This is a genomic window from Coprococcus sp. TF11-13 (assembly GCF_003481085.1).
Lineage (GTDB): Bacteria > Bacillota > Clostridia > Lachnospirales > Lachnospiraceae > Coprococcus > Coprococcus aceti.
On record NZ_QUKK01000002.1, the window covers coordinates 106,473 to 133,414 of the forward strand.

The window sequence follows — 26,942 nt, forward strand, 5'->3', positions numbered from 1 at the left end:
GGAAAAGTGTAAGACAGATATGTTCAAGGAAGATACCATTGCAGCTATAACCACCGGTATGAGTAATGCCGGAGTTGGAATAATAAGGATCAGCGGAGACAGGGCATGTGAGATAACAGACATGTTGTTCCGCGCTGCAAATAAAAACAAAAAAGCGGTAAATATGAAATCTTACACTGCTGCATTTGGTGGTGTGTATGAGGATGACAGAATGATAGATGAGGCTATACTTCTGGTCATGAAGGCTCCCCATACGTACACATGTGAGGATGTGTGTGAACTTCAGTGTCACGGAGGTACAGTAGTTCTCCGAAAGATACTTGATCTGGTAATAAAATGTGGTGCAAGGGCAGCCGAACCTGGAGAATTTACAAAGAGAGCATTCCTCGGTGGAAGGATAGATCTGTCACAGGCAGAATCCGTTATGGATATAATAAATGCAAAGAATGACTTTGCAGCCAGAACGTCTGTGGAGCAGCTTCAGGGAAGACTTAGGGATAAGATCATTGATATGAGAGAACAGATTCTGTACAATGTGGCGTTTATTGAATCTGCTTTGGATGATCCTGAACACTACAGTCTGGATGGTTTTCCACAAAAGTTAGAAATAATTGTGGATAACCTTGTAGATAGTGTGGATAACCTTTTGACAACATTTGACAATGGAAAAGTGTTGTCTGAAGGAATAAATACGGTTATTGTTGGTAAACCGAATGCGGGTAAGTCTTCGCTGATGAATATGTTTGTGGGCGAAGAAAGGGCGATTGTAACAGATATGGCCGGCACAACCAGGGATACGCTCAGTGAAGTGATAAATGTAAGAGGTATAACTCTGAACATAGTTGACACTGCGGGAATAAGAGATACAGATGATGTAGTTGAGAAGATAGGTGTGGATAAGGCATTAGAGTCTGTGGATAAAGCTGATCTTGTGCTCTATGTGGTAGACAGTTCAATTGACCTGGATGAGAACGATCACAGGATCATGTCCAGAATACAGGATAAGAATGTTGTTGTGATACTCAACAAATCTGATCTGGAAAAGAAGATAGACGAATCGGATATTAAGAAATATATAGATGCAGATATAATTCAGTTGTCAGCACTGACCGGTGATGGCAGTGAAGAATTGTATGAGCTTCTGAACAGGATGTTTTTTGAGGGTACACTGACATATAATGATCAGCTTTATATCACTAATACCCGACACAAAAATGAATTTGTGTGCACCAAAAATGCACTGTTAAAGGTTAAAGAAAGCATAGATATGGGAATGGAGGAAGACTTTTTCTCCATTGATCTCATGGATGCGTATGAACATCTCGGTTTGATAATAGGTGAAACTGCCAGAGATGATCTGGCTGATAAGATATTTAAGGAATTCTGTATGGGAAAATAGATTGCAGGATATAAGGTACTGGAAGGAGGACATTTGTATGCCTGTTTTGAATGAAGAATATGATGTGGTAGTTGTGGGGGCAGGACATGCAGGATGTGAGGCAGCTCTTGCAAGTGCAAGACTTGGTCTGAATACTATTATTTTTACGGTGAGTATGGACAGTGTGGCCATGATGCCATGTAATCCGAATGTAGGAGGAAGCTCTAAGGGACATCTGGTAAGGGAAATAGATGCACTTGGCGGAGAGATGGGCAAGAATATAGACAAGACGTATATTCAGTCAAAGATGCTTAATGCGTCTAAGGGTCCGGCGGTTCACTCTCTTCGTGCCCAGGCAGACAAGGCAAATTATTCCAGAACCATGAAGCACACCCTTGAGAATACAGATAATCTCACATTGAGACAGGCAGAGGTGTCGGAAATTATCATCGAGGATAATGTGGTTAAGGGTGTAAAGACATATTCAGGAGCAACTTATTTTGCAAAGGCTGTGGTTTTGTGTACAGGAACATACCTCAAGGCTAGATGTATATACGGAGATGTCGTATATCACACCGGACCTAATGGACTTATGGCAGCTAATTATTTGTCAGATTCCATGAAGAATGCAGGGATAGAGATAAGAAGATTCAAGACGGGAACCCCTGCCAGACTGGATAAAAGAACGATAGATTTTTCTCAGATGGAGGAACAGAAGGGCGATGAGAAGATAGTTCCATTCTCATTTACAAATACTGAGGCGGATATAAGACGTGATCAAATATCATGCTGGCTCTGTTACACAAATGAGAAGACACATGAGATAATCAGAGATAATATAGACAGATCACCTCTGTTTTCAGGCGTGATCGAGGGTACAGGACCAAGATACTGCCCTTCTATTGAGGATAAGGTTACGAAATTCCCTGATAAGACCAGACATCAGATATTTATTGAGCCTGAGGGTGAATATACGAATGAGATGTATATGGGTGGAATGAGCAGCTCTCTTCCTGAGGATGTTCAGTATGAGATGATACACAGCATGAAGGGACTGGAGAATGCAAAGATAATAAGGAATGCTTATGCCATCGAGTATGATTGTATAAATGCCATTAACTTAAAACCTTCTCTGGAGTTTAAGAGTGTATCAGGACTTTTTGGTGCCGGCCAGATAAATGGAAGTTCAGGATATGAGGAGGCTGCAGCCCAGGGTATAATGGCAGGAATCAATGCTGCCAGAAAAGTACAGGGCAAGGAAGCGGTGGTTCTTGACAGATCACAGGCATATATAGGAGTTCTTATAGATGATCTTGTCACAAAAGAGACATCGGAGCCATACAGAATGATGACATCCAGAGCTGAGTACAGACTTCTTCTCAGACAGGATAACGCTGATCTGAGACTCACGGAGATCGGACATGAGATCGGTCTTATAGATGACAAGAGATATGCTGCATTTACAAAGAAGAGACAACAGATAATGGATGAGATACAGAGACTTGAGAGCACCATGGTTGGAGCAAATTCAACCATACAGAAGTTCCTTGATGATCTTGGAAGTACAGGACTTAAGACTGCTGCATCTCTTGCAGAACTTATAAGAAGACCGGAACTGTCATATGAGGCGATTGATCCAATAGATGAGGGAAGAACCAAACTTCCGGATGATGTTATAGAACAGATAAATATAACCATAAAATATCAGGGATATATAGACAGACAGAATCAGCAGGTAAATCAGTTTAAGAAGCTGGAGAAGAAAAAGCTGCCGGCAGATATTGACTATAATGATATATCAAATCTCAGAATCGAGGCCAGACAGAAGCTGTCTCTCATCAGACCTGAAAATATTGGACAGGCGTCAAGAATATCAGGAGTTTCTCCGGCTGATATATCAGTATTGCTGGTGTATCTCAAGATGAAGGGTAGAGACTAAACTGGTATAGAAGTTATTCAGAATAATTTGTTGAAGGAGAACAATATGGACAGATTAAATTCCATAACAAAACAGTTTGGTCTGGAATTGAGTGATAAGCAGATAGAACAATTTTCAAAATATTATGATATTCTGGTTGAGTGGAATAAGGTAATGAATCTTACAGCCATAACTGAAAAGGAAGATGTAATAATAAAGCATTTTGCTGACAGTCTGCTTCTTTCAAAGTATAAAGATCTTCATGAGAATATTGACGTTATAGATGTTGGTACAGGTGCAGGATTTCCGGGAATTCCTCTGAAGATTGCTTTTCCAGAGCTGAATATAACACTTATGGATTCGTTGAATAAGAGATTAAAGTTCCTCGATGAAGTTATAGATGAACTTGGACTGCAGGATATCCACACTGTTCATTCAAGAGCAGAGGATGGAGGCAGAGATGAGATGCATAGAGAAAAATATGATCTGGCTGTATCCAGGGCAGTTGCCAATCTTGCAACTCTGTCGGAATGGTGTATTCCATTTGTCAAGCCGGGTGGATATTTTGTATCTTATAAGTCAAATGCTTTGCCGGAAGAGATGCGGGATGGAAAGAAAGCAATCAGGATTCTTGGGGGACAGGTCGAGAACATATTTAATACGAATATACCGGAGACCAATAACCAGAGAAGCTTTGTGTTTGTAAAGAAGATTGCAAATACAGACAACAAGTACCCGAGAAAAGCGGGAGCTGCTAAAAAGCCAATAGCATAAAAAAATAAAACAGCCTCAAATGGCTGTTTTATTTTTTAGTTTGAAGATTTCATATGTCTTTTTTCTTTTCTTTTTTCACGAATATCTTCCTGTTTTTGTTTAATTGCCTCTATACCCTGTTTGTCGATAGGTTTTATTGTCTTGTGAACATAATAGTTATTGTTTACAGATTTGAATTTTATCTTGCCACAAAAATAACCATGCATCCAGCATTTTCCAACACACATGTACGATGATGGACTATTTGCAAACCAGTCAATATGTGTCTTGACCTTCTTGCTGCATTTGTAACAACGAATCTGAGTTACTTTTTCATCGTCCAGTGCTGCATGTTTATTTCTGAAACCCCTTGAGATATATTCGTACTGGTTATTATGAGATACTTCAATCTCTTCTTCTTTATTCTTAGGTGTTATATAGAGATCAAAGCTGTAAAGCTGATTTATATTCTTGGCTTTCATCTCTTTCATAACAAGTGCGGTGTATCTTGCATCGTTGAGAGCTGTGTGAAATGGTTCATTTTCCGGAATATTCATCTCACTGACCGCTTTTTCAAGTTTACTCATACTCTGAGGTATTCCTGAGGTATTCGTAACGCTTGCATATATACTTTGGAGATTCAGAAACTTAAGTGGCCTAGGAAGCTTGTCCATATAATAAAAGTCCATATTAGTCTGAAGCTCTGTGAGGTCCATAGGTCCCCATGTGCAGAATATGTAATCTTTTCCACACCAGTCAAGAAATTCTGAACAGACTTCCTTGAATCCTCTTCCGAGACTCAGGTCATCCTCATCATAGTTCAGAATTGTTCTGATCTTTGAATGTAATTTCTTATAAATTTTTGGTTTGATAAGACTTGAGTATTCGTCAATGATGTTGAGATTCTTATCTACCTTAACGGCACCAATCTCTATAATTTCAAAAGGCATACGTGGATGTTCACCCATATGCCCATTGTAGCTTTGATTCCATTCAAGATCCATAACAATATAATTCATAGTCATGTCCCTTTAGAAAATTTATTAGTGAAAAATAGTGCACCTGACGGGATTCGAACCCACGACCTTCCGCTTAGGAGGCGGACGCTCTATCCTGCTGAGCTACAGATGCACATCAATTATAAGTGTAACATTTATAGAGTTTATAGTCAAGGATTAACTATATGCCCCTGAAGCCACACATCACCCTTGAATCTTCTTCCCGGAGCAGGTTCACCCAGAAGATGGTTTTTGTTGATCGCTACGGTAAATGTCAGATCATTGCTTTCTACATCAATCAGATATATCGATTCATTTGTATAGCTGTTGGTTGTCTCGATATATGATGTGATAGTTCCTATAACTGCGTAGTGATCAGTCTCAATACCGACAGGCATGAAGCTTGATTTCACTATGGACAGAACATCCTCTTTGTGAGTCCTTCTTCCAATGGTGTTATAGGTGTCCATATCTTCAAGAGTAAGACTTTCTATTGCGTCCGGATCACCCTTCTTTGCAGCCTCGATGAGTTTACTTCTCTTTGCATTGCCGTAGGATGTATTTTTATCACTGTGATCATCCACATCAAGAATAATCATACCATTTACTGACAGACCGGAAAAATACGCCTTTGAAAAGTACTTGTTTGATCTGTTCATCCACAATGATTTTTCATAGTCTGCTATGTTGGTTATGAAGAAAATAAGAGTCATTCCAAGACTGAAATCACTGCTAACACCGGCATATGCTCTCTTGTCAGAATATTTCTCAACGTATATATTTTCGTCATCGGTCAAAAGCTTTGATGTGACGTAAGGAAAATAATACTCAATGGATATTGAGCCATCCTTTGACATTTCACCTACAAGCGATATTCCAAATCTCTCCCCAAAGTCTTTGCTGAATTGTACAAGACAGGTGTCAGCACTTATAGTTGATATAAATTTCCTGTCAGGCGATTCAAGGATCTGCCTGTATATAGGTTCAAGCTGCTGTCTGTTTTTTATGTTAGTAAAGCCTATAGATGGAAGAAAACTATGCATTCCGACACCTCCCTTGTTGTATGTTTTTATTTATATTATTACTTTCCTGTCTTCTCAAGATACTCTTTTCCACCCATGTATGGACGAAGCTTCTCTGGAATTCTGACTCTTCCGTCAGCCTGGAGATTGTTCTCAAGGAAAGCGATAAGCATTCTTGGTGGAGCAACAACTGTATTGTTGAGTGTATGAGCGAGATACTTCTTGCCATCCTCGCCCTTTACTCTGATCTGAAGTCTTCTTGCCTGTGCATCGCCAAGGTTTGAACAGCTTCCAACCTCGAAGTATTTCTTCTGACGAGGTGACCATGCCTCAACATCTACAGACTTAACCTTGAGATCTGCAAGATCTCCAGAACAACACTCAAGTGTTCTTACAGGGATATCCATTGATCTGAAGAGATCAACTGTGTTCTGCCACAGCTTGTCAAACCACATCTTGCTGTCCTCAGGCTTACATACAACGATCATTTCCTGCTTCTCAAACTGATGGATTCTGTATACACCTCTCTCCTCAATTCCGTGAGCACCCTTCTCTTTTCTGAAGCAAGGTGAGTAGCTTGTAAGAGTCTTTGGAAGCTCATCCTCAGGAATGATAGTGTCGATGAACTTACCGATCATTGAGTGCTCTGAAGTTCCGATGAGATACAGATCCTCACCCTCAATCTTATACATCATGGCATCCATCTCAGCAAAGCTCATAACACCTGTGACAACGTTGCTTCTGATCATGAAAGGTGGAATACAATATGTGAATCCTCTGTCTATCATAAAATCTCTTGCGTATGAGATAATAGCAGAGTGAAGTCTTGCTATGTCGCCCATGAGATAGTAGAAGCCGTTTCCTGCAACTTTTCTTGCTGAATCGAGGTCAATTCCTCCAAGTGCCTCCATGATATCTGCATGATAAGGAATCTCAAAGTCAGGAACAACAGGCTCACCATACTTCTGAACCTCTACATTCTCTGAGTCATCCTTTCCTATAGGAACTGATGGATCAATGATGTTAGGAATTATCATCATGATCTTCTTAACCTTCTCCTTGAGCTCAGGCTCTAAAGCTTCAAGCTCCTTGAGTCTTGCTGATGTCTCAGCAACCTGCTTCTTAACTTCCTCAGCCTCTTCCTTCTTTCCCTGAGCCATAAGAGCACCGATCTGCTTTGCTATTGCATTCTTGTTTGCTCTGAGTGTATCAGCTTCCTGCTGAGCAGCACGAGCCTGTTTGTCAAGCTCTATTACTTCATCGACAAGTGGAAGTTTGTCATTCTGGAATTTATTCTTTATATTCTGTTTTACTACGTCTGGGTTTTCTCTTAAGAATTTAATATCAATCATGATATCCTCCTATTAAATATATAAATTTATTTGAAAATATATTATAATAATGTAGCTACATAATATATTTCCATGTTTTTGTTTCTTTTTTTCCTTGTTTATTTTATAAATCTTGTTCTTATCGTTTTAGCGATTTTACGTTTTATACGCTTTTTTGTTTTATACGCTTTTTTGTTTTATACGCTTTTTTGTTTTATACGCTTTTTTGTTTTATACGCTTTTGTATTTTATATACTTTTGTGCTTTATACGCTTTTCTATTTTATGCGTTTCATACACATTTGTACGTTGCATGTTTTGTATAATATTTTTTTGAAATATGGTTATTTTAGTTTGTTTTCAGCTATTTCATCCTCGAGGGTTTTAGCTCGTTCAATAGCCTCTTTTTCCTCTTCTGACAGTGCAACATATGCTTCACCACCTATGATCTCTTTTGCATAGTTAAAACAGCCTTCTCTGGTATGCATACAGTTGAGTACGACACCATTGTTCTCTGTATCCAGAAGAGCAAGTGCAAAACTTAGATTACCACCCATTCCTTCAAATGCATTATACTTTACAAGACCAATTTTACTGACACATGCTGAAAGATGACTCTGTATTTCCTTATGTTCCTTTGTGAGTCGCTTGGAATTGTTTTTTACAGCATCCATCTCAGCGAATCTTTTCATGATAATATCTTCAAGATCACCTGCCTGAGTTCCGCTCAACAGCCTTTTTATCTGTTTGTTTCTATTTTTAATATTGCCCATCAATATGAATAATAGTACAAACAAGGCTATTATGAGAACCAGCATACCAATTAGTATGTAGGCAGGATCAATACCTATTTTTTGTAATATGGAACTTTCCATTATAATATTGTCCTTCCTTGATTGTGCATATGTATGATGCAGATGGTTACTACATCATTTCTTTATTGATTGAGTAAAGCATCTCTGTTATTCGGTCAAGCTCGTCCTGAGAATAGTAGTTTATCTCAATTTTGCCTTTGTCGTTATTAGATGCCTTGATAGCTATCTTTGCACCTAAAATTGACTTTAATTTGTTCTCTATATCAGAATAGAAGACGGATAAATCCTTTTGAGGCTTCTGTTTTTCCTCTTTTTCCGGCTTTTTCTCCAGAATTGCCTTTACATATGCCTCTGTTTCTCTAACACTGAGCTTCTGATCGTATACAATTGCAGCCGTTTCGTACTGTAATTTAGGATCTTCTATAGGAATAAGTGCTCTGGCATGTCCTGTTGATATCATATTATACATGACCATCTGTCTTACATCCTCGCAAAGCTTCAGAAGTCGGAGAGAATTGGTTATGGTTGATCTGCTTTTTGATACTCTCTCTGCAACTTCTTCCTGCTTGAGATTATATTCCGATATAAGAGATTCGTAAGCCTCAGCTTCTTCAATTGGATTCAGATCTTCTCTCTGAATATTCTCTATAAGAGAAATCTCCATTATTTCTTTGTCAGTATAATCACGTATAACTACAGGAACTTCCTTTATTCCTGCCATTCTGGCAGCTCTCCAACGTCTTTCACCTGCAATTATCTCATAATAATCGCCTTTTTTAGTGACAATCAGAGGCTCAAGAACACCATATTTCTTAATGGAATCAGATAATTCCTGTAATGCTTCTTCATCAAACTGCTTTCTTGGCTGTGACTTATTTGGCTCAATGAGATTGATCTTAATCTTCTGTTCAACCTCTTTTACAACTTCCTTCACAACCTCTTTGGTTACTGTTTTTACCTCTTTACTTGTGTTTTCAGAGGAGTTTTGCTGATTATTTCTACTTCGGGACGGCTTTGAAGCCTCTGAAGTGCCTAAAAGGTCGTTCAAACCTCTTCCTAAACCTTTTTTCTGTGCCATATTAGCCCTCCATTATCTATAGTAGTCATTTTCTATAACTTCATCTGCCAACATCATATAATGCTCAGCTCCGGCTGATCTTGGATCATACTCAATTATTGGCATTCCGTAACTTGGCGCTTCAGCAAGTCTGACATTTCTTGGTATAACTGTGTTGTATATGTGTTGTTTGAGGTTTTCTTTTACATTTTCAACAACCTGAACTGATAAATTGGTTCTTGAGTCAAACATTGTAAATACAACACCTTCTATAGTAAGAAGTCTGTTCAGATTTTTTCTTATCAGTTCAATAGTGTATACCAACTGTGAGAGACCATCCAGTGCGAAAAATTCACATTGAATAGGTACAAGTACCGTATTTGCTGCTGTAAGAGCATTTACAGTAAGCATTCCAAGTGCAGGAGGACAATCAATGATAACGTAATCAAATTTGTTCTTTACCTTCTTGATATGTGTCTTAAGAATGTGCTGCATATCCTCCATTCCGACAAATTCAACCTCAGCACCTGCCAGTTCTCTGTTGGCAGGAATGAGATTAAGACCAGGATATACGTTTATGAGCATACATTCTCCTATGTTGCACTCATTTCTCAACATATCATAGACTGTGTATTCAAGAGAATCCCTGTCTACACCTAATCCACTTGTCATATTGCCCTGTGGATCCATATCAACGGCCAGAACCTTTTTACCCTTTGCTGCCAGACATGCGGCAAGGTTTATGGCTGTTGTTGTCTTGCCAACGCCACCTTTCTGGTTAGCAATCGCTATAATTCTGCCCATTTTGTCTCCTTTTCATTCAAAAAAAGAATGTTTCACGTGAAACATTGTTGTTTGCTTATTTAATATAGATAAAATATGATGATATTTTATGTTATAAATAGTGCTTGTCTATTATAGCACTTATAAAGTGCTAATTCTACAAAATACAGAAAAAATATGATGTTTAATAAAATGTTTCACGTGAAACATTCTATTATCTAATGAATGGATAATATCGTATACAAAGTGGCAATTAAACTGTGTAAAATCTGATAAATAGTGGGTGCATGTTTTGGATTCGTTATATGGGTAAAGTTTCACGTGAAACATTTTATAATTGAATTAATGGTTAAAAAGGTAAGTAAAGTATTGACTATGCTTGAAAGTTCTGGAAATTCTTTGAAAAAATTAGAATAATAGACAAGAAAGTACAATTATTATATGTGGATTACTTAGACATATAAATATTATATGTAATGATGAAAATGTTTTACGTGAAACATGAATATTATCAAATAAATCAGAAAAGTAGTTCATGGAGTGATAATTGAGTTGTAAAATACTTTGTTATAATGTAAATGAATAATAAGGTAGCAGAAACGACAAACAAGATGTAAAAGATTTATAAGTGTAGAAAACAAATGTATGCGATATCTGAAGTTTGGGTTGAAATACGTTTATCATAAAGTTTCACGTGAAACATTCAAATATATATAATATTAAAGCAAAATTAAATATACAAATGATCTATTTATTGAAATTATTGAAATCGCCATATAATTTATTATTTAACAGCTTTAAAGATTCTGTATTCATAAAAACGCAATGTAGAATATAGAAGTATATAAAGGAATAGAATAGAAGAGATTATATAATACGTAATATGGTTAGAAATATGATTTTGTTATTGCAATAAACAATATCTTCACAAAGAAAACTGTAAAACTTAGAAAAACAAGAGAAGAATACATAAAAATATTCAGATATAAGAAAAAATACCTGAAGTAAAGATATTCAGAACAAAATTATCTAGGATAATAATTTCGAAACAATGATGTCTGGAAGATAGTGTTTAGAAGACAATATTCAGAACAGAAATATCATGAGTAATATTATTTAGAGAAAAGTATCAAAAACAATAATATTTATGACAATATAATTTAAAATGGTTCCTGGAGATATATGAGAAAAAGAGAATGTTTCACGTGAAACATTCTCTTTTTCTTTAACCAGGTTATATGGTCATATATTAATATAGAAGAAACACTGATTACATTGCCTCTGGAGCTTCGATTCCAAGGAGGTTAAGTGCCTCAGATATTGTATTCTTAGTGAGATATGTGAGCATAACTCTTGCATTCTTAAGCTCAACATCATCTACATTGATTCTTGTTGAGTTATAGAACTTGTTAAATGCCTGAGCAACATCAACTGCATATCTTGCTACAACAGATGGCTCATACTTATCAGCAGCATCCTTGATCACAGATGGGAATCTGTTGATCTCTTTTAATAACTCTATGGCATCCTGCTCTGTAATGAGACTGTAGTTAACCGGTTTTGATGGATCGAATGACTCAGCAAGTCTTACAACGCTGCAGCATCTTGCATGTGTATACTGAACATAAGGACCTGTCTCACCATCAAAGTTGAGAACCTTATCCCAGCTAAATGATACATCCTTGATTCTCTGGTTATATAAGTCATTGAAAAGAACAGCACCAACACCAACTTTCTTGGCTACATCCTCCTTGTTTGGAAGATTTGGGCTCTTTTCGGTGATTATCTCAAGACTCTTTGCAATGGCATCCTTCAGAATATCCTCTGCGTATATGATATTACCGCTTCTGGTAGAAAGCTTTGCTCCCTCAAGACTTACAAGACCATAAGGAATATGAACAAGCTGATCCTTTGCCCATTCGTTTCCAAGAAGCTCAACTACCTTGAATACCTGTGCAAAATGAAGTTTCTGCTCCTGACCGGTTACATATAAGCACTTTGAGAAATGATATGTGTCTTTTCTATAGAATATAGCAGCAAGATCTCTTGTTGCGTATATTGAGCTTCCGTCTTTCTTGGTTATGATACATGGAGCCATATCGTAATCTGAGAGATCAACGATCATAGCACCTTCGCTCTCCTTCAGAAGACCGGCAGCCTTAACCTTGTCCACAACAGCCTGGCACTTGTCTCTATAGAAACTCTCTCCAAGATAGTAGTCGAAATCCATTCCGAGGAGGTTGTATGTTCTCTTGTATTCAACAAGACTTATATCCTTGAACCACTGCCATATGCTGAGTGCTTCCTCGTCTCCATTTTCCATCTTGTTGAACCATGCTCTTGCCTCGTCAACAAGTTCTGGATTCTTGTCAGCCTCTTCATGGAACTTCACATACAGCTTCATGAGCTCTGAGATTCCATCCTTCTCAACAGCTTCCTTTGAACCCCATGCCTTGTAAGCTACGATAAGCTTACCAAACTGTGTGCCCCAATCGCCAAGGTGATTTATTCTTACAACATTGTATCCAAGCTTGGAATGAATCTTGTAAAGAGAGTTACCGATTATTGTAGTTCTGAGATGGCCAACGTGGAAATTCTTTGCAACGTTAGGAGATGAGTAGTCAATACATATGGTCTGTCCCTCGCCTATATCGGATTTGCCGAAGTCATCTGTGTTGGCTGCCTCTATCATTGTCTTTACAAATACATCTTTCTTGATATAGAAGTTCAGGTATGCACCTGCTACATCGATCTTCTCGATGAAATCTACATCTCCTATGGCTTCCTTTATATCGGCTGCAATCATATTTGGGGCTTTTCTGAGCACCTTTGCCAGTCTGAAGCAAGGAAATGCAAAATCACCCATATCAGGGCGTGGTGGGATCTCGATTGAAGCCATGATATCTGACATTTCGATTCCTTCTACGTTATTTGAGATAAGCTGTGCAATTTTTTCTTTCATGATAATGTTCCTTTTATGTTTATTTTATTCGAAATATATATGTGTTGATAAAACAACATATACACAATATAGCACTTTGTTACTTTAAGATATCCAACCTGTAAACTAAGTAATATATGTCTTTCAACAGATACGTTATTATTCAAGTGGAATAGTAAATCTTACATTTGTTCCGGTTTTTGAATCTCCATCGATCTTCAGAGTTCCATTTAACAGATATATGATCTCCTTGATTCTGTGGAGACTGCTGTACCATGGACTGTTGGTATCATAATTGTTGTCTATACCCACGCCATTGTCGTTGATATATACATCTATGAGCTTACTGCTCAGATATATCTTGATTGAAACCTTGTTGGCATTTGAATGAACAAATATGTTGTCCATAATATCTTTAGTTATTGACAAAAGATATGTGGCTACAATACCTGGAATATTCATGGCATAATCAGCACAGTTGATGTCGTATGATATGCCACATTCAGGATGTTCATCCTTGTAACCCTGGAAAAGTTTCTCAAGATGATTCCATACAGGCTCTTCGCTGTCTGATTCTCCAGAGAGAGAATTGGCAAGTTCATCTACATGGTCGGCAAGTTTTGCCGTTGATGAGGTGAGCTCTTCGAGTGTGACCTTAGCTCTATTGATATCTGATCTTATAAGCCAGGACAGTACATCCAGCTTGTGTGAATTGGAGTCAAGAACATCTGTGATGTCGGATTGAATCCTGTCCGCAAGCTGTTTTTTCTCATATTGGTACAATCTGAGGATATTTTTTCCGTGATCCGCTGCTGTCAGGGAATCAGTATCTGGTCCGCCTGTTTCTGTTGTATCTTCATTATTAATAGTAGATACTTCCTCAGTCACCTCCGTCAGAAGATCATCTATATGTCTGTTGGAGGTGGATAAATCAGTTATACGCTTCTTAAGCAATGCGGTTTCTTCTTCGTCCTCTTTGATCTGAAGATGAAGAGTCTGCTGCATATCCTGAAGCTCTTTTAACTGAAGCTCTATCTGAGTAGCCTTTTCCTGCTGTGAGGTGGTGTCTACTGAGAATGGTGAAAATACATTGTGACCAGTGCTTGTCTTGAAGGAGTATACATCTAATGTCTTTATAAGCTGGTCTATCTTTGCCTTGAGTTCAAAATCTTCAGTTTTGAGTGACTGAACCTGCTCAAGCTTGCTGATATATGAATCATTGAAGAAATTCAACAGATCCTGATTGGTCTTGCGCACCAATTTGAGACTTTCTATAGAAGATGTATCCATGATGAAACTCCTTTCAATAAATTTGCTGTAATCTTCATTGTAGTATACCAAAAACTGTGTGTCAACAAATGCAAAATCAACGTTTATTTCTTTTCTCTGTATGCGACGAGTCTGTTGATAGGTGTTCCCATTGCTGAGAATTTGGTCTCATACTCGGTCATGATGTTGCCTTCGTTGTATTCTGAATTGTGAAGGTCATATGTGTAGTTCTCAAGGATCCATCCTGCCTCGGGAACCTGTTCCAGAGAGAAATCAAAGAGTCCTCTGTTATCAGTCTTAAATATAACTCTTCCCTCAGGGGCGAGGAGCTGATCATACAGACCAAGAAAATGTGTAGATGTGAGACGTCTCTTGGCATGCCTGTCCTTTGGCCATGGGTCCGAGAAATTGAGATATATTCTATCTACTTCATTTGTATCGAATACGTCAGTTATATATTCGGCATCCATTCTTATAAAGTAGAGATTCGTCATCTCAGGTTCAAGCTCTCTTTTCTCAAGGGCACGCACCAGGACACTTGAATACTTCTCTATGCCTATGTAATTGATATCAGGATTGCGTCTTGCAAGCTCCATGATAAACTGTCCCTTGCCCATGCCTATCTCAATATGTATAGGGTTATCGTTGTCAAATAACTCATGCCAATGCCCCTTCATGCCTGTTTCATTGTGCACTACATAGTCATTTGCTGCGATAGTCTCTCTTGATCCTTTTACATTTCTCAGTCTCATAGTAATCTCCATCTATTTATTGTAAAAATCTTCTTTTTATTGAAAAAGTCATACCTTATAATAATAACATAGGCGAAAATGATATTCAAACAATATATATAACTGGTAATTTTGGTATGGGATAGGAGCAGAGTAATACCGAACAAATAAAAATGAAAAAAGTTGAAAAAAACACTTGCATTATAAAAAGAACTAATGTATACTCTAATCTGTTGTGACGAACACAACATGATAAATACGGGCCGCTAGCTCATTTGGTAGAGCACCTGACTCTTAATCAGGGTGTGCGGGGTTCGAGCCCCCGGCGGCCCACTACAAGGTGGATTGACTGCAATATAATTGTGGCTGGTCCATTTTTTTGTCACTCAGTTTGAAATCATTTGCTGGATGTCAGAAAAGTTGAAAAAAATGAGAAAAACACTTGCATTATTCTCAGAACTGATATATAATCTATTCTGTTGTGACGAACATAACAAATAAATACGGGCCGCTAGCTCATTTGGTAGAGCACCTGACTCTTAATCAGGGTGTGCGGGGTTCGAGCCCCCGGCGGCCCACTACAAGATGGATTGACTGCAATATGTTGTGGCTGGTCCATTTTTTTGTGCAAAAATCCATGGTCTTTTATTTATTTCCTTATTTGAAGATGTGTAGGTTACACGCCTTCGTTATCGAATGCTGGAATGAAGCTCTCTTTTGCTGTCTCACCCTCCTGTATAAATCCATTTTCAACGCCGATATCAATGGCATAATCCACAAGCTCATCGTATTCAGAAGAAGTTATAGTTCTGCCAAGCTCTGGAAATCTATTCTCAATTCCCGGCATAGGGGTGTACTGGTTCATGATGCTTATATATATTGAATCTTTGTATGTGTTATATAGATATGTGATTATTGACTTGGAATCATCCAGATGATCAGGAAGCTGCAGATGACGGACGATAACACCTCTCTGCATAATTCCGTCGTCATCAAAGCGGGTCTGGTCTCCTCCGCATTGTCTGACCATCTCAGATATGGAGGCTTTGGCATGTTCAGGATAGTCTGGAGCATTACTGTATTTTGCGGACAGATCCGGTGACATGAATTTGAAATCAGGAAGATACACGTCTATATAGCCATCAAGTAGCTGTATCATCTCGGCCGTTTCATAACCACTGCAGTTATATACAAATGGAAGCTTGAAGTTCCGTGATCTCGCCATGTCTATAGCTGATATGATCTGTGGTATATAGTGATCCGGTGTGACAAGATTGATGTTGTTGGCACCCTTATCCTGAAGCTCAAAGAAAATGTTGCACAGCCTTGATATGGATATATCCTTGCCAGCCTTGCCTCCGGATATGGCTTTATTCTGGCAGAAGCAGCATCCAAGTGCACATCCGGAGAAGAATACGGCACCTGAACCGTTCTCTCCGGATATACATGGCTCTTCCCACGTGTGTAGCGCTGCACGGCTCACCCTGACTGTGTCTGTCATATGGCAGGCACCTGTGTGACCGGATGTACGGTCTACACCGCATTTTCTTGGACACAATATGCAGTTGTTCAGGATGTGCCGGATATCCATATTATTTACCTCCAAAATAGATGATAATTGTTATTAACTGATAGGTGAATTAGTATTTGTCAGGGTCAAATGTGCTTATGAGATCAGCAAATTCCTGAAGATCAGCATTTGCTTCCATGTGCTCTATCTCACCCCTATCCATAAGCCCCGCAAGGGAAGGATTGATAGGCAGACGGATCGCGTGGCCTATATACAGGTCTCTTATGACCTGCTCAAGCTGGCTCTTGCCAAATATATAGTGCTTGTTATTGCAGTCAGGACAAATGAAATATGACATATTCTCTATCATACCAATGACAGGGATATTCATGCTGTCTGCCATGTGAACAGCCTTTCCAACGATGACAGATACGAGATCCTGAGGGGTGGTAACTACCACAACTCCATCTATAGGGATGGACTGGAATATGGTAAGTGGCACGTCACCGGTTCCAGGAGGACAGTCGATGAACATATAGTCTATGTCTCCCCAGATGATGTCTGAGTAGAACTGCTTGACTGTTCCCGCTATGATAGGTCCTCTCCAGAGGACAGGTGTTGTCTCGTCGTCCAGAAGAAGATTCACAGACATGATCTTGATTCCTGTTTCCGTCTCATCGGGATACAGGAAATCTCCTTCTGCCTCTGGTGTCTTATGTACGCCAAATGCCTTTGGAATAGAAGGTCCTGTGATATCTGCGTCAAGTATGGCTGTCTTGTAACCCATGCGCTGCATGAGAACGGCGAGCTGACAGGTTACTGAGGATTTGCCGACTCCTCCTTTGCCGCTGACCACGGCAATAATATGTTTTATATGTGAACCTGGATGTGGCTCTATGATAAGACTCTGTGGTTCTGTTCTGCTGGAACAGCTCTGACCACAGGTACTGCAGTTGTGTGTACAATTCTCTGACATGATACTCTCCAATCTACTGCACATGGATGTCTGTGCAATCTGTGTTGTATGCTAAGTTACGCATTTGATTAATATATATCATTAAGAGGTTACAAAGTCAACGAATGCAGGTACTATGAAATTTGAGAGGTGAGTTGAAATTGACGGGTGTCAAATATATAATCAGAGACATGATAGTATACGGATTGTAGAGTTGAAATGAAATACCTGATAGAAAGTATTCTAATAAAGTAATTGGGCATGAAAAATACTATAAAAAGGAGAATATAGCATGGGAGTTTTATCAAATATCGAGCCATATGGAGTTTTTCATTTCTTTGAGGAGATATGCGGGATTCCACACGGATCGTCGGATACAAAGAAGATAAGTGATTATCTGGTGAAGTTTGCCATAGACAAAAATCTGAGATATATACAGGATGAGAGCAACAATGTGATCATATTCAAGGACGGAACTGCCGGGTATGAGGACAGTGCCCCTGTCATGCTACAGGGACATATGGATATGGTCTGTGAGAAAGATGTTGACTGTGATATTGATTTTGAGCGGGACGGACTGAGACTAGTGCTTGAGGACGGAGTGATATCCGCTGATGGAACCACCCTTGGCGGAGATGACGGGATAGCTGTGGCATTTGCACTGGCTATACTGGATGCCGATGATATACCACATCCACCGATTGAGTGTGTATTTACGGTTGATGAGGAGATAGGAATGCTGGGAGCTGCGGCGATTGACTGTAGTCCACTTAAGTCACGGATCATGCTCAATCTGGATTCTGAGGATGAGGGGTATCTGCTGGTGTCATGTGCCGGAGGTGCGTGTGCTACGTGCCATATTCCGGTTGAATATGAGAATGCAGAAGATGATCATTCAGTTGTGAAAATTATTGTAGAGGGTCTTACCGGTGGACATTCCGGCGTGGAGATCATAAAACAGAGGGCAAATGCCGACAAGCAGCTTGCAAGACTTCTATATAATATAGGAAGGGATGTTCCATACAGACTGATATCTATACAGGGCGGTCTTAAGGACAATGCAATACCTAACAAGGCGAAGGCATATGTGGGTATTGATCCGGAGGATGTGGATAACTTTGTAAAATCTGCGGAAAAGAATGAGAATATTCTGAGGCATGAATTTGGAAATACTGATCCAGAGCTTATAGTGAAAGTAGAAACGGATCTGTCAGATGATCTGGGTTCATATAATAACGCGGATGATGTGCAGAACGATATGTATGGTAGAACCATGATCAACAGAGTTATGACAGAAAAGTCATCGGATATAGTTATCAGGAGTCTTATGATGATGCCAAATGGAATTCAGAAGATGAGCAATGATATAGAAGGGCTTGTGCAGACATCGCTGAATCTTGGAATATTGAATACAACTGAGGATGAGGTCACAACAAGCTTTTCAGTAAGAAGCAGTGTACAGTCTGAAAAGGAAAATCTGATAGATCAGCTCCGATGTGTATCTGTCTCGGCTAGTGGAAGTCTGGAAGTGCAGGGGGATTATCCTGCATGGGAGTACAGACATGATTCTCCTCTCAGAGATATTATGGTGGATGTGTTTGAAGAGCAGTATGGAAGAAAGCCTGTTATACAGGCGATTCACGCCGGAGTGGAGTGTGGACTTTTCGCTGGCAAGATGCCGGGTCTGGACTGTGTATCATTTGGCCCGGATATGAAGAATATCCATACAAGCAGAGAGTCTATGGATGTTGCCAGTGTACAGAGAACATGGAGGTATACACTGGGTATACTTGAGAAATTGAAGTAATTGACAGCAATATAATTTCAATAAGGAGAAGAATGATGGAAAAGGTAAAAGGATTCTTGAAGAAGAAAGACATCGTGTTCAGTGTCAAGAGATACGGAATAGATGCTCTCGGTGCCATGGCACAGGGATTGTTCTGTACTCTGCTTATCGGAACTATCCTGAACACACTTGGCAATCAGTTTGGTGTGCCATTTCTTAAAGCGGTTGTTGCGACCGTGAATGGAACAGATTATACAGTTGGAGGTCTCGCATCTGCTATGGCAGGACCTGCGATGGCGGTGGCTATAGGATATGCTCTTAAGGCACCACAGCTCGTATTGTTCTCACTGATAACAGTTGGATTTGCGGCAAATGCCTTGGGCGGCGCAGGAGGCCCGCTGGCAGTTTATTTTATTGCAGTTATTGCAACTGAACTTGGAAAGGTTGTCTCAAAGGAGACAAAGATTGACATACTGGTGACACCTCTGGTTACCATCGGAAGTGGTGTGGCTGTGTCTGCACTTCTTGCACCTACACTCGGTGCCATAGCCATGAAGGTCGGAGATCTCATCATGCTGGCTACAAACCTTCAGCCGTTCTGGATGGGTATTGCGGTATCAGTTCTCGTCGGTGTGGCACTTACACTTCCGATATCATCCGCTGCGATATGTGCGGCATTCGGACTTACAGGTCTGGCCGGCGGTGCTGCTGTGGCGGGATGTTGTGCGCAGATGGTTGGATTTGCAGTTATGTCATTCAGAGAGAATAAATGGGGTGGCCTTGTTTCACAGGGAATCGGAACATCAATGCTCCAGATGGGTAACATCATCAAGAATCCGAGAATCTGGATCGCACCTATAGTTACCTCTGCGATCACAGGTCCTCTTGCAACATGTCTGTTCAAGCTTCAGATGAATGGAACTCCTGTATCATCAGGTATGGGTACATGTGGTCTGGTTGGACAGATCGGAGTATACACAGGCTGGATGAATGATATCGAGGCGGGAAGCAAGACAGCGGTCACAGCTATGGACTGGGTTGGTCTGATCCTCATCTCATTTGTACTTCCTGCAGTTCTCTGCCCGCTCATCAACATGGTGGTGAGAAAACTCGGCTGGGTTAAGGATGGAGATATGACTTTATCATAAAGATTGGCTGAAATCCGGTGGAAGAAAATTATCTCAAAATTGTTTCCATCAGGCAGATTACAACAGAAAAGATACAATATTTTCGCAAATAAGATTGAAATTGGCTCGAAAGATACAAATTTACAGATTTTGTGTCTTTCGGGCCTTTTTATATGGAAAAGGAGATAATATTTTCCTAAAATGGGTGATTCAGAAGGAAAAAGATACAAAATATATGGTGCTTGATTTGTGGAGTGAAAATACAGCAAAAATGAGCAGACGATAGAAAAATCAAGAATACAAAAAAAGTCCTTGCCTTGAAGTGAACTCCAAAGAGTATTATTAGATATGTCAGAGAAACAGTTCCTGACGTTTTTCGAAAATATGGTAGTTAAAACAGACAGGAGGACGCTTTAATGAAGAAATTAGGAGCATTTTTAGTGTGTGCTGTTATGGCTTTTGGACTTGTTGGATGCGGAAGTGGTGACAGCACAGAAAGTAAAAGTACCACACAGGCAGAAACCCAGACAGAGGTTGTTACGGATGCGGTCAATGAGGCCGATACAAGCAACGACAACGCTGACTCTACGGTATCAGAGGAACAGACCAGCGAGGAAAGCAGCGCTGATGAGACAGACAATGTTGACACAGAGACAGGTAAGACTCTGGTGATCTATTTTTCAGCAACTGGAAATACAAAAGATGCTGCAGAATATATAGCGGCAGAGACAGGAGCAGATATATTTGAGATCACCCCGGCCCAGGAGTATACATCGGATGATCTGAACTACAATGATGACAGCAGCAGGGTATCAAAGGAACACAATGACGAAAGCCTCAGGGATGTGGAGCTTACCACCACTGAAGTTCCTGGCTGGGAATCGTATGATACGGTATTTGTAGGTTATCCTATATGGTGGGGAACGTCTGCATGGCCGGTAGATTCATTTGTCAAGGCAAATGACTTCACTGGCAAGACTGTATATCCGTTCTGCACATCGGCGAGCTCAGGACTGGGAAGCAGTGCAGATGATCTGGCTTCTGAGGCAGGAAGCGGAGACTGGAAGGATGGTCAGAGATTCTCGTCGGGTGTGACACAGCAGGATGTGGCCGACTGGATAAGCGGGCTCGGCCTTGGACAGTAATGTGTCAGATAAGTAACTGAACAGATGTAATAAACATAGCTGGAAATAATTTGAAATTGAAATAAAAAGAAACAGGAGGATATAAAAATGTTAAAAGAAACTTACACACTTAACAATGGAGTAGCAATTCCAAAGCTTGGACTTGGAACATGGTTCATCGACGATGACAAGGTAGCAGATGCCGTGAGGGAGGCCGTAAAGATAGGTTACAGACATATTGACACTGCACAGGCATACGGCAATGAGCGCGGAGTAGGCGAAGGAGTTAGAACCTGTGGTATTCCAAGAGAAGAACTGTTCGTAGTCTCAAAGGTTGCGGCTGAGCACAAGACATATGAGGAGGCCAAGGCGGGAATCGATGGAACGCTTGAGAAGATGGGACTTGACTATCTCGATATGATGATCATTCACAGCCCACAGCCTTGGGTAAAGGTAAATCAGAGCGATGACAGATACGTGGAGGGCAACAGAGCAGCATGGAGAGCACTTGAGGAGGCATACAAGGAAGGCAAGCTCAAGGCTATTGGTATATCCAATTTCCAGATCGGTGATATCGAGAGCCTTATGGAGACTGCTGAGATCAAGCCTATGGTCAACCAGATACTTCTTCACATCAGCAATACTCCGATAGAACTGGTGGATTACTGTCAGAAGAACGATATACTTGTTGAGGCTTATTCACCTATCGCACATGGTGAGATACTCAATCAGCCTGAGATCAAGGCTATGGCGGACAAGTATGGTGTGACTGTTCCACAGCTCTGCATCAGATATACTATCCAGCTCGGAACAATTTCACTGCCAAAGACGGCCAATCCAGAGCACATGAAGAGCAATACAGAGGTCGATTTCGAGATAAGTGCAGAGGATATGGAGGCTCTTAAGAATTTCAAGAAGATCGAGAGCTATGGAGCGAGCAGTGGTTTTCCTGTATATGGTGGACGTATATAATAAAGAAAAGTTCATAGCTATAGTGGACAGCCGTCAGGTTTGTATAGTTTGCAATCATAAATATCTTGCATAATATAATAGTTACCTTATAATAGAGATGTTGCTAATTTTATACATTTAGGAGGAAATGAACAATATGAAAAAGGGAACAAGTTATATTGTAGTGGCTGCAATGATGATGGGATTGATGCTGACAGGCTGTGGGGGCAATGACAATTCTGTAACTAAGGCTACAACTGAAGCTGAGACAGAAGCAGCAACAGAGGAGCAGGATACTGAAACACAGGACACTGCAGATGATACTGAGGACAGTTCGGTCGCCATTGATGAGGAGGACACAGAGGAAGATACAGAGGACAGTGAAGAGGCAGAAGCTGATCCTTCAATAGTAGGTGTATACACCAAGAATGGTTATGAGAATTCGTATTTTGGATTTAAGATCAACCTTGAAGGAAGCTATGGAATTCAGACAAGAGGTTCATTACTGACTGCCACCGATATCTCTGAGGTTGTGGAGGATTCCAATAGCGATGAGACTGTACAGAGGGCATTGGATAATCTGGACAATAGCTTTACGGTAGGAAACGATTATGCATTCTGTGCAAATGATGGTACACACTATATTCTGCTCAAAATAAAGTCCCCTAAGGGTGGTGGAAATTACGGTTATGATGTGTGGGCTGATGAGAATACAGTAGCAAAGGCAACTGTTGCTCAGATGGATACTGTTATTACATCTACAGCAAGTAGAATTGGCGCTGAAGCAAGCAATATTGAGACTGATTATTCCAAGTGTACAGTATTTGGCGAAGAGCACTACATATGTACAGCAACGGCTGATATGTCTGGAACTGAGTACTCTCTGACAAATGTAATAGTAAGATCAGATGACGGAAAGTATACGATGATAATAGCTATAGAGACACTTGGTGACAGAAATTATCAGGATATTCTGGATAACATGTTCAGTCCATTATAAATTTTACAACTTTACTTTTTCAAAAACAAAAAGTATAATACACATCGAAAGCGAGTGGCAAAGATTGCGTAAATCCAGTTTTGTCACTCGCTTTTTATGTGTATATATAATAATTTTCTAGTGTGTAGCTATTCAGCGTAAGTCCAACTAACTTAGGCGATAGCTGCTTTTTTTGTTCAGGGAAAGGAGTTTGAAGAGTGGAAGAAATGGATAAGAACAAAGAGGAAAACAGAGAGAGAAATAAGATGAAAGATATGCCAGTTGGAAAGCTGATGATCCAGATGGGTATTCCTATGATTCTTTCCATGGCGCTTCAGGCGGTGTACAACATCGTAGACAGCGCATTTGTGGGAAATATGAAGGTGGGAAGTGAGGCTGCGTTAAATGCCCTCACGCTGGTATTTCCGGTGCAGATGCTCATGGTTGCTCTGGGCATAGGCACGGGAGTCGGCACAAATGCGTTTATTGCCAGAACCCTTGGTCAGGGTGATAAGGAAAGAGCTGCCAAGGTGGCTGGCAACAGTCTGTTTCTCGGTGCTGTAATATATGTGGTGTGTTTGTTATTTGGAATATTGGGAGTGAGGACTTATATAGTCTCACAGACTATGGACACGCAGGTCACAGAGATGGCTGTGGATTATCTAAGAATATGCTGTGTGTATTCATTTGGAATAATATTCTTCTCGTTGTTTGAGAAGCTGCTTCAGGCAACTGGCAGATCCATGTATTCAACGATAGGTCAGGTGATGGGAGCTGTCATAAACATCATACTTGATCCGCTTCTCATATACGGAGTGGGACCATTTCCTGAGATGGGTGTCAGAGGAGCCGCCTATGCGACTATTATAGGTCAGATAGCGTCTGCGGTTCTGCTGTGCGTGTTCCATCTGAGACTTAATAAGGAATTTGAACATGGATGTGCATACATGAAGCCTGACTGGAGAATCATCCGGGGAATATATGCCATAGGACTCCCGGCCATCATAGCCCAGGCACTTATGTCCATCATGGTATACGCGCTGAATCTCATTCTCAAGTTTAACCAGTCGGCGCAGACTGCATATGGTCTGTTCTACAAGGTTCAGCAGTTTGTGCTGTTTCTCGCATTTGGACTCAGGGATGCGATCACCCCGATCACGGCATACAGCTATGGAATGGGTGACAGAAAGAGGATAAATGATGCGATTAAGTATGGAATAATCTACACAATAGTGCTGATGGTGTTTGGAATGGCTGTGACAGAGCTGTTTCCAGCTGCATTTGCCGGACTTTTTAATGCGGGACAGTCCAGAGTGTATTTTATAGACGCCATGAGGATAATCTCCCTAAGTTTCGTATTTGCCGGGGTAAATGTTGCATTTCAGGGAATATATCAGGCCCTTGAAGGCGGTGTGGAATCGCTTGTGATATCGCTGCTCAGACAGTTGATAATCATCCTGCCGCTTGCCGGAGCATTTGCGGCTCTGGTCAGAGGCGGTCAGGCGGATGTATCACTGATATGGTGGGCATTCCCGATCACGGAGATCGTGTCGTGCGTGGTGGGCATGGTGTTGCTGAGAAGGAAAATGAGGAGGGTTACTTCTTCCCTGCACCTTTCATCATTGACTTAAATGTCAGCATGAATGTTGCGCCGCATGAGAATGCGGACACTATGTCGCTGATAGGCTCGGCGTAGTAAATACTCATGACTGAGTGCGTGCAGTATGGCAGGATGATCGCGAGTGGGATTATCAGTATGACCTTTCTCAGCAGTGCAAATATAAGGGATTTGCCTGCTTGTCCCATGGATATGAAGGACTGCTGACATCCGTTCTGTATGCCAAAGAACATCATTCCGAATATGTATATCGGAAGAACTTTTGCACAGAGTGCCTTGAGTGCTTCATCTGATGTAAATATTCCGGCAGCCACGGACGGAAACAGGAATGCGGCCCCAGCCAGGACAAATGACACTATGATGGACATGGTTATCAGTATGGTACATGTCTTCTTCACTCTGTCCACGTTGCCCTTGCCGTAGTTGTAGCCGATGATGGGCTGGACTCCCTGGGAGAAACCGCTCATCGGGATAAATATAATCTGCATGATACTTTGGAGTATGGTGAATGATCCCACGTACAGGTCATCGCCGTACTTCTGGAGCCCGTGAGTGAACACGATGGTTATAAGGCTCTCCGTGACCTGCATGATAAATGGTGACACACCGAGAGCTGCAATTGACAGGATCAGCTTGCCTTGTGGACGCATCATCTGCGCTGATATGCGAAGACTAGCCTTGTCGGATGTCAGAAATCTGATAACCCATGCCGCACTTATCGCCTGGGATATGACGGTCGCTATGGCCGCACCCTTGATTCCGAGGTTCAGTGCAAATATGAATATCGGATCGAGGATGATGTTGAATATGGCTCCTATGAGCACAGAAAACATGGCGGTCTTTGACTGTCCCTGGGCTGTGATAAATGTGTTCAGTCCGGTGGTGATCATGACAAATATAGTGCCTATAAGGTAAATGCTCAGATAGTCATCGGCATGTGGATAGGTGGCATCGCTGGCACCGAAGAAATACAGAAGCGGTTTCTTCAATGTGTAGATGACAGCCATAACAATAACTGTAAATATGATGAGCAGGGTTACGCCATTTGACAGGATGCGCTGTGCCTTGTCCCTGTCGCCTTTGCCGAGAGCGATGGATGCCAGAGGTGAGCCGCCAGCACCCACAAACACGCTGAATGCACTTACAAGGGTGATGATCGGGAGACACAGTCCGATCCCGGTGAGGGATGCTGCGCCTACCTCCGGGATATGTCCTATGTATATTCTGTCCACTATGTTGTATAAGAGATTGATGAGCTGCGCCACAAATGTTGGAATGCCCATGGAGAGCATAAGTTTAAATATCGGCGCCGTGCCCATCCTCTCTTCAGAATTTGAAGAAATTGTACTTGTGTTCATAACTGCTCCTTAATGTTGATAACTTTTCGAATTTTTCGGAAAAGATTATATTTTGAATAGATGTGTTCTCTATTATAATGCCTAATGTATAGAATATTTCAGTTAGATGGGGTAGTCAATCAACAAATAATAAAGAAAGTATAAAATAAATGATAAGTGGAAAAAGTCCAGCAAATATGCGGGAAACAGTAAAAAACGAGTGAAAATATAGCAAAAACTTGAAAAATTATTCTTGACAAATTTACTAGGAAAGCGCATTATGGTTACAGATATAAGATAAACCGTTGATCAAGAGGAGTAGCGGCATATAACATGTTCAGAGAGTTGCAGGTGGTGTGATTGCAGCGATGGGAGTGCAGGTGAATGGACTTGTGAGGGCAAACCGAAAGATTTGAGATTCAAGTAGGGGAGACGGAGACCTACCGTTATAGAAGGTACATATATGATTGTATATGGTCGAGGGCATCGATATATATAAATATATATAAATTATTTATATATATTTTTTTTTATTTATTGATGAAATTAGGTGGCACCGC

Annotated in this window: 21 protein-coding genes and 3 tRNA genes; 11 read left to right on the forward strand and 13 right to left on the reverse strand. The window is 40.6% G+C overall.

The genetic code is table 11. From position 1 onward, the window contains the following. Nucleotides 1-19: 19 nt before the first annotated feature. From mnmE to rsmG, 3 genes are read left to right on the forward strand one after another with little or no spacing between them, the layout of a single operon-like run. A complete protein-coding gene (gene mnmE / locus DXD11_RS05140; RefSeq protein WP_117874338.1) occupies nucleotides 20-1,399 on the forward strand; it encodes a tRNA uridine-5-carboxymethylaminomethyl(34) synthesis GTPase MnmE in 1,380 nt (459 codons plus the stop codon). A gap of 37 nt (nucleotides 1,400-1,436) precedes the next feature. Continuing rightward, entirely contained in the window at nucleotides 1,437-3,317 is a 1,881-nt protein-coding gene (mnmG, locus tag DXD11_RS05145) for a tRNA uridine-5-carboxymethylaminomethyl(34) synthesis enzyme MnmG (RefSeq protein WP_117874337.1), read from the forward strand. 45 nt (nucleotides 3,318-3,362) lie between these two features. Beyond that, entirely contained in the window at nucleotides 3,363-4,070 is a 708-nt protein-coding gene (rsmG, locus tag DXD11_RS05150; RefSeq protein WP_015534426.1) for a 16S rRNA (guanine(527)-N(7))-methyltransferase RsmG, read from the forward strand. A 35-nt stretch (nucleotides 4,071-4,105) separates the two neighbouring features. Here the strand turns inward: rsmG and DXD11_RS05155 are convergent, their stop codons facing one another. The 10 genes from DXD11_RS05155 to trmB form a co-directional block, all read right to left on the reverse strand. Next, nucleotides 4,106-5,068 carry a 3'-5' exonuclease gene (locus DXD11_RS05155; protein WP_022217390.1) on the reverse strand — a complete coding sequence of 321 codons (963 nt, stop codon included), beginning with the start codon at nucleotides 5,066-5,068 and terminating at the stop codon, nucleotides 4,106-4,108. Nucleotides 5,069-5,106: 38 nt separating this feature from the next. Beyond that, a tRNA-Arg gene (locus DXD11_RS05160) sits at nucleotides 5,107-5,180 on the reverse strand. 37 nt (nucleotides 5,181-5,217) lie between these two features. After that, complete coding sequence (locus DXD11_RS05165; protein ID WP_015534425.1) at nucleotides 5,218-6,090, reverse strand: DUF3881 family protein; 873 nt, start codon at nucleotides 6,088-6,090, stop codon at nucleotides 5,218-5,220. Between the two features lie 38 nt (nucleotides 6,091-6,128). Then, nucleotides 6,129-7,421: a serine--tRNA ligase gene (serS, locus tag DXD11_RS05170; protein WP_055145972.1), complete on the reverse strand. Its 1,293-nt coding sequence runs from the start codon at nucleotides 7,419-7,421 to the stop codon at nucleotides 6,129-6,131. 322 nt (nucleotides 7,422-7,743) lie between these two features. Further along, nucleotides 7,744-8,274, reverse strand: a complete 531-nt coding sequence (locus tag DXD11_RS05175; protein ID WP_022217392.1) for a DUF4446 family protein — start codon at nucleotides 8,272-8,274, stop codon at nucleotides 7,744-7,746. A 49-nt stretch (nucleotides 8,275-8,323) separates the two neighbouring features. Continuing rightward, on the reverse strand, nucleotides 8,324-9,292 hold the full coding sequence (locus DXD11_RS05180) for a ParB/RepB/Spo0J family partition protein (RefSeq protein WP_055272019.1): 969 nt from the start codon (nucleotides 9,290-9,292) through the stop codon (nucleotides 8,324-8,326). 12 nt (nucleotides 9,293-9,304) lie between these two features. Further along, nucleotides 9,305-10,075, reverse strand: coding sequence for a ParA family protein (locus tag DXD11_RS05185; RefSeq protein ID WP_022217394.1), 771 nt, complete (start codon nucleotides 10,073-10,075; stop codon nucleotides 9,305-9,307). Between the two features lie 1,249 nt (nucleotides 10,076-11,324). Continuing rightward, on the reverse strand, nucleotides 11,325-13,016 hold the full coding sequence (gene argS, locus DXD11_RS05190) for an arginine--tRNA ligase (RefSeq protein WP_118757905.1): 1,692 nt from the start codon (nucleotides 13,014-13,016) through the stop codon (nucleotides 11,325-11,327). Nucleotides 13,017-13,154: 138 nt separating this feature from the next. Further along, nucleotides 13,155-14,285 carry an ATP-binding protein gene (locus DXD11_RS05195; protein ID WP_015534423.1) on the reverse strand — a complete coding sequence of 377 codons (1,131 nt, stop codon included), beginning with the start codon at nucleotides 14,283-14,285 and terminating at the stop codon, nucleotides 13,155-13,157. An 83-nt stretch (nucleotides 14,286-14,368) separates the two neighbouring features. Further along, nucleotides 14,369-15,016, reverse strand: coding sequence for a tRNA (guanosine(46)-N7)-methyltransferase TrmB (trmB, locus tag DXD11_RS05200; protein ID WP_015534422.1), 648 nt, complete (start codon nucleotides 15,014-15,016; stop codon nucleotides 14,369-14,371). A gap of 239 nt (nucleotides 15,017-15,255) precedes the next feature. Here trmB and DXD11_RS05205 point away from each other — a divergent pair. Both DXD11_RS05205 and DXD11_RS05210 read left to right on the forward strand, forming a co-directional pair. Next, a tRNA-Lys gene (locus DXD11_RS05205) sits at nucleotides 15,256-15,328 on the forward strand. 172 nt (nucleotides 15,329-15,500) lie between these two features. After that, nucleotides 15,501-15,573, forward strand: a tRNA-Lys gene (locus DXD11_RS05210). A gap of 98 nt (nucleotides 15,574-15,671) precedes the next feature. Here the strand turns inward: DXD11_RS05210 and DXD11_RS05215 are convergent. Together DXD11_RS05215 and DXD11_RS05220 are read right to left on the reverse strand one after the other, a co-directional pair. Then, nucleotides 15,672-16,586 carry a radical SAM protein gene (locus DXD11_RS05215; RefSeq protein ID WP_118757906.1) on the reverse strand — a complete coding sequence of 305 codons (915 nt, stop codon included), beginning with the start codon at nucleotides 16,584-16,586 and terminating at the stop codon, nucleotides 15,672-15,674. 49 nt (nucleotides 16,587-16,635) lie between these two features. Continuing rightward, a complete protein-coding gene (locus DXD11_RS05220; protein WP_022217397.1) occupies nucleotides 16,636-17,481 on the reverse strand; it encodes an Mrp/NBP35 family ATP-binding protein in 846 nt (281 codons plus the stop codon). 271 nt (nucleotides 17,482-17,752) lie between these two features. Here DXD11_RS05220 and DXD11_RS05225 point away from each other — a divergent pair, with 271 nt between their 5' ends. The 6 genes from DXD11_RS05225 (at nucleotide 17,753) to DXD11_RS05250 (ending at nucleotide 25,058) form a co-directional block, all read left to right on the forward strand. Then, nucleotides 17,753-19,267 carry an aminoacyl-histidine dipeptidase gene (locus DXD11_RS05225; protein ID WP_118757907.1) on the forward strand — a complete coding sequence of 505 codons (1,515 nt, stop codon included), beginning with the start codon at nucleotides 17,753-17,755 and terminating at the stop codon, nucleotides 19,265-19,267. A gap of 35 nt (nucleotides 19,268-19,302) precedes the next feature. Further along, nucleotides 19,303-20,394: a PTS transporter subunit IIC gene (locus DXD11_RS05230; protein ID WP_015534420.1), complete on the forward strand. Its 1,092-nt coding sequence runs from the start codon at nucleotides 19,303-19,305 to the stop codon at nucleotides 20,392-20,394. A 395-nt stretch (nucleotides 20,395-20,789) separates the two neighbouring features. Next, nucleotides 20,790-21,518 (forward strand): flavodoxin, encoded by a 729-nt coding sequence (locus DXD11_RS05235; RefSeq protein ID WP_015534419.1) that lies wholly within the window; start codon nucleotides 20,790-20,792, stop codon nucleotides 21,516-21,518. 87 nt (nucleotides 21,519-21,605) lie between these two features. Then, complete coding sequence (locus DXD11_RS05240) at nucleotides 21,606-22,469, forward strand: aldo/keto reductase (RefSeq protein ID WP_015534418.1); 864 nt, start codon at nucleotides 21,606-21,608, stop codon at nucleotides 22,467-22,469. A gap of 136 nt (nucleotides 22,470-22,605) precedes the next feature. Next, nucleotides 22,606-23,448, forward strand: coding sequence for a hypothetical protein (locus tag DXD11_RS05245; RefSeq protein ID WP_022217400.1), 843 nt, complete (start codon nucleotides 22,606-22,608; stop codon nucleotides 23,446-23,448). A gap of 206 nt (nucleotides 23,449-23,654) precedes the next feature. After that, entirely contained in the window at nucleotides 23,655-25,058 is a 1,404-nt protein-coding gene (locus tag DXD11_RS05250) for an MATE family efflux transporter (RefSeq protein ID WP_055272510.1), read from the forward strand. On the opposite strand, the gene DXD11_RS05255 is transcribed toward DXD11_RS05250, so the two are convergent. Next, nucleotides 25,024-26,403 carry an MATE family efflux transporter gene (locus DXD11_RS05255; protein WP_118757908.1) on the reverse strand — a complete coding sequence of 460 codons (1,380 nt, stop codon included), beginning with the start codon at nucleotides 26,401-26,403 and terminating at the stop codon, nucleotides 25,024-25,026. The genes DXD11_RS05250 and DXD11_RS05255 overlap by 35 nt on opposite strands. Nucleotides 26,404-26,942: the final 539 nt, after the last annotated feature.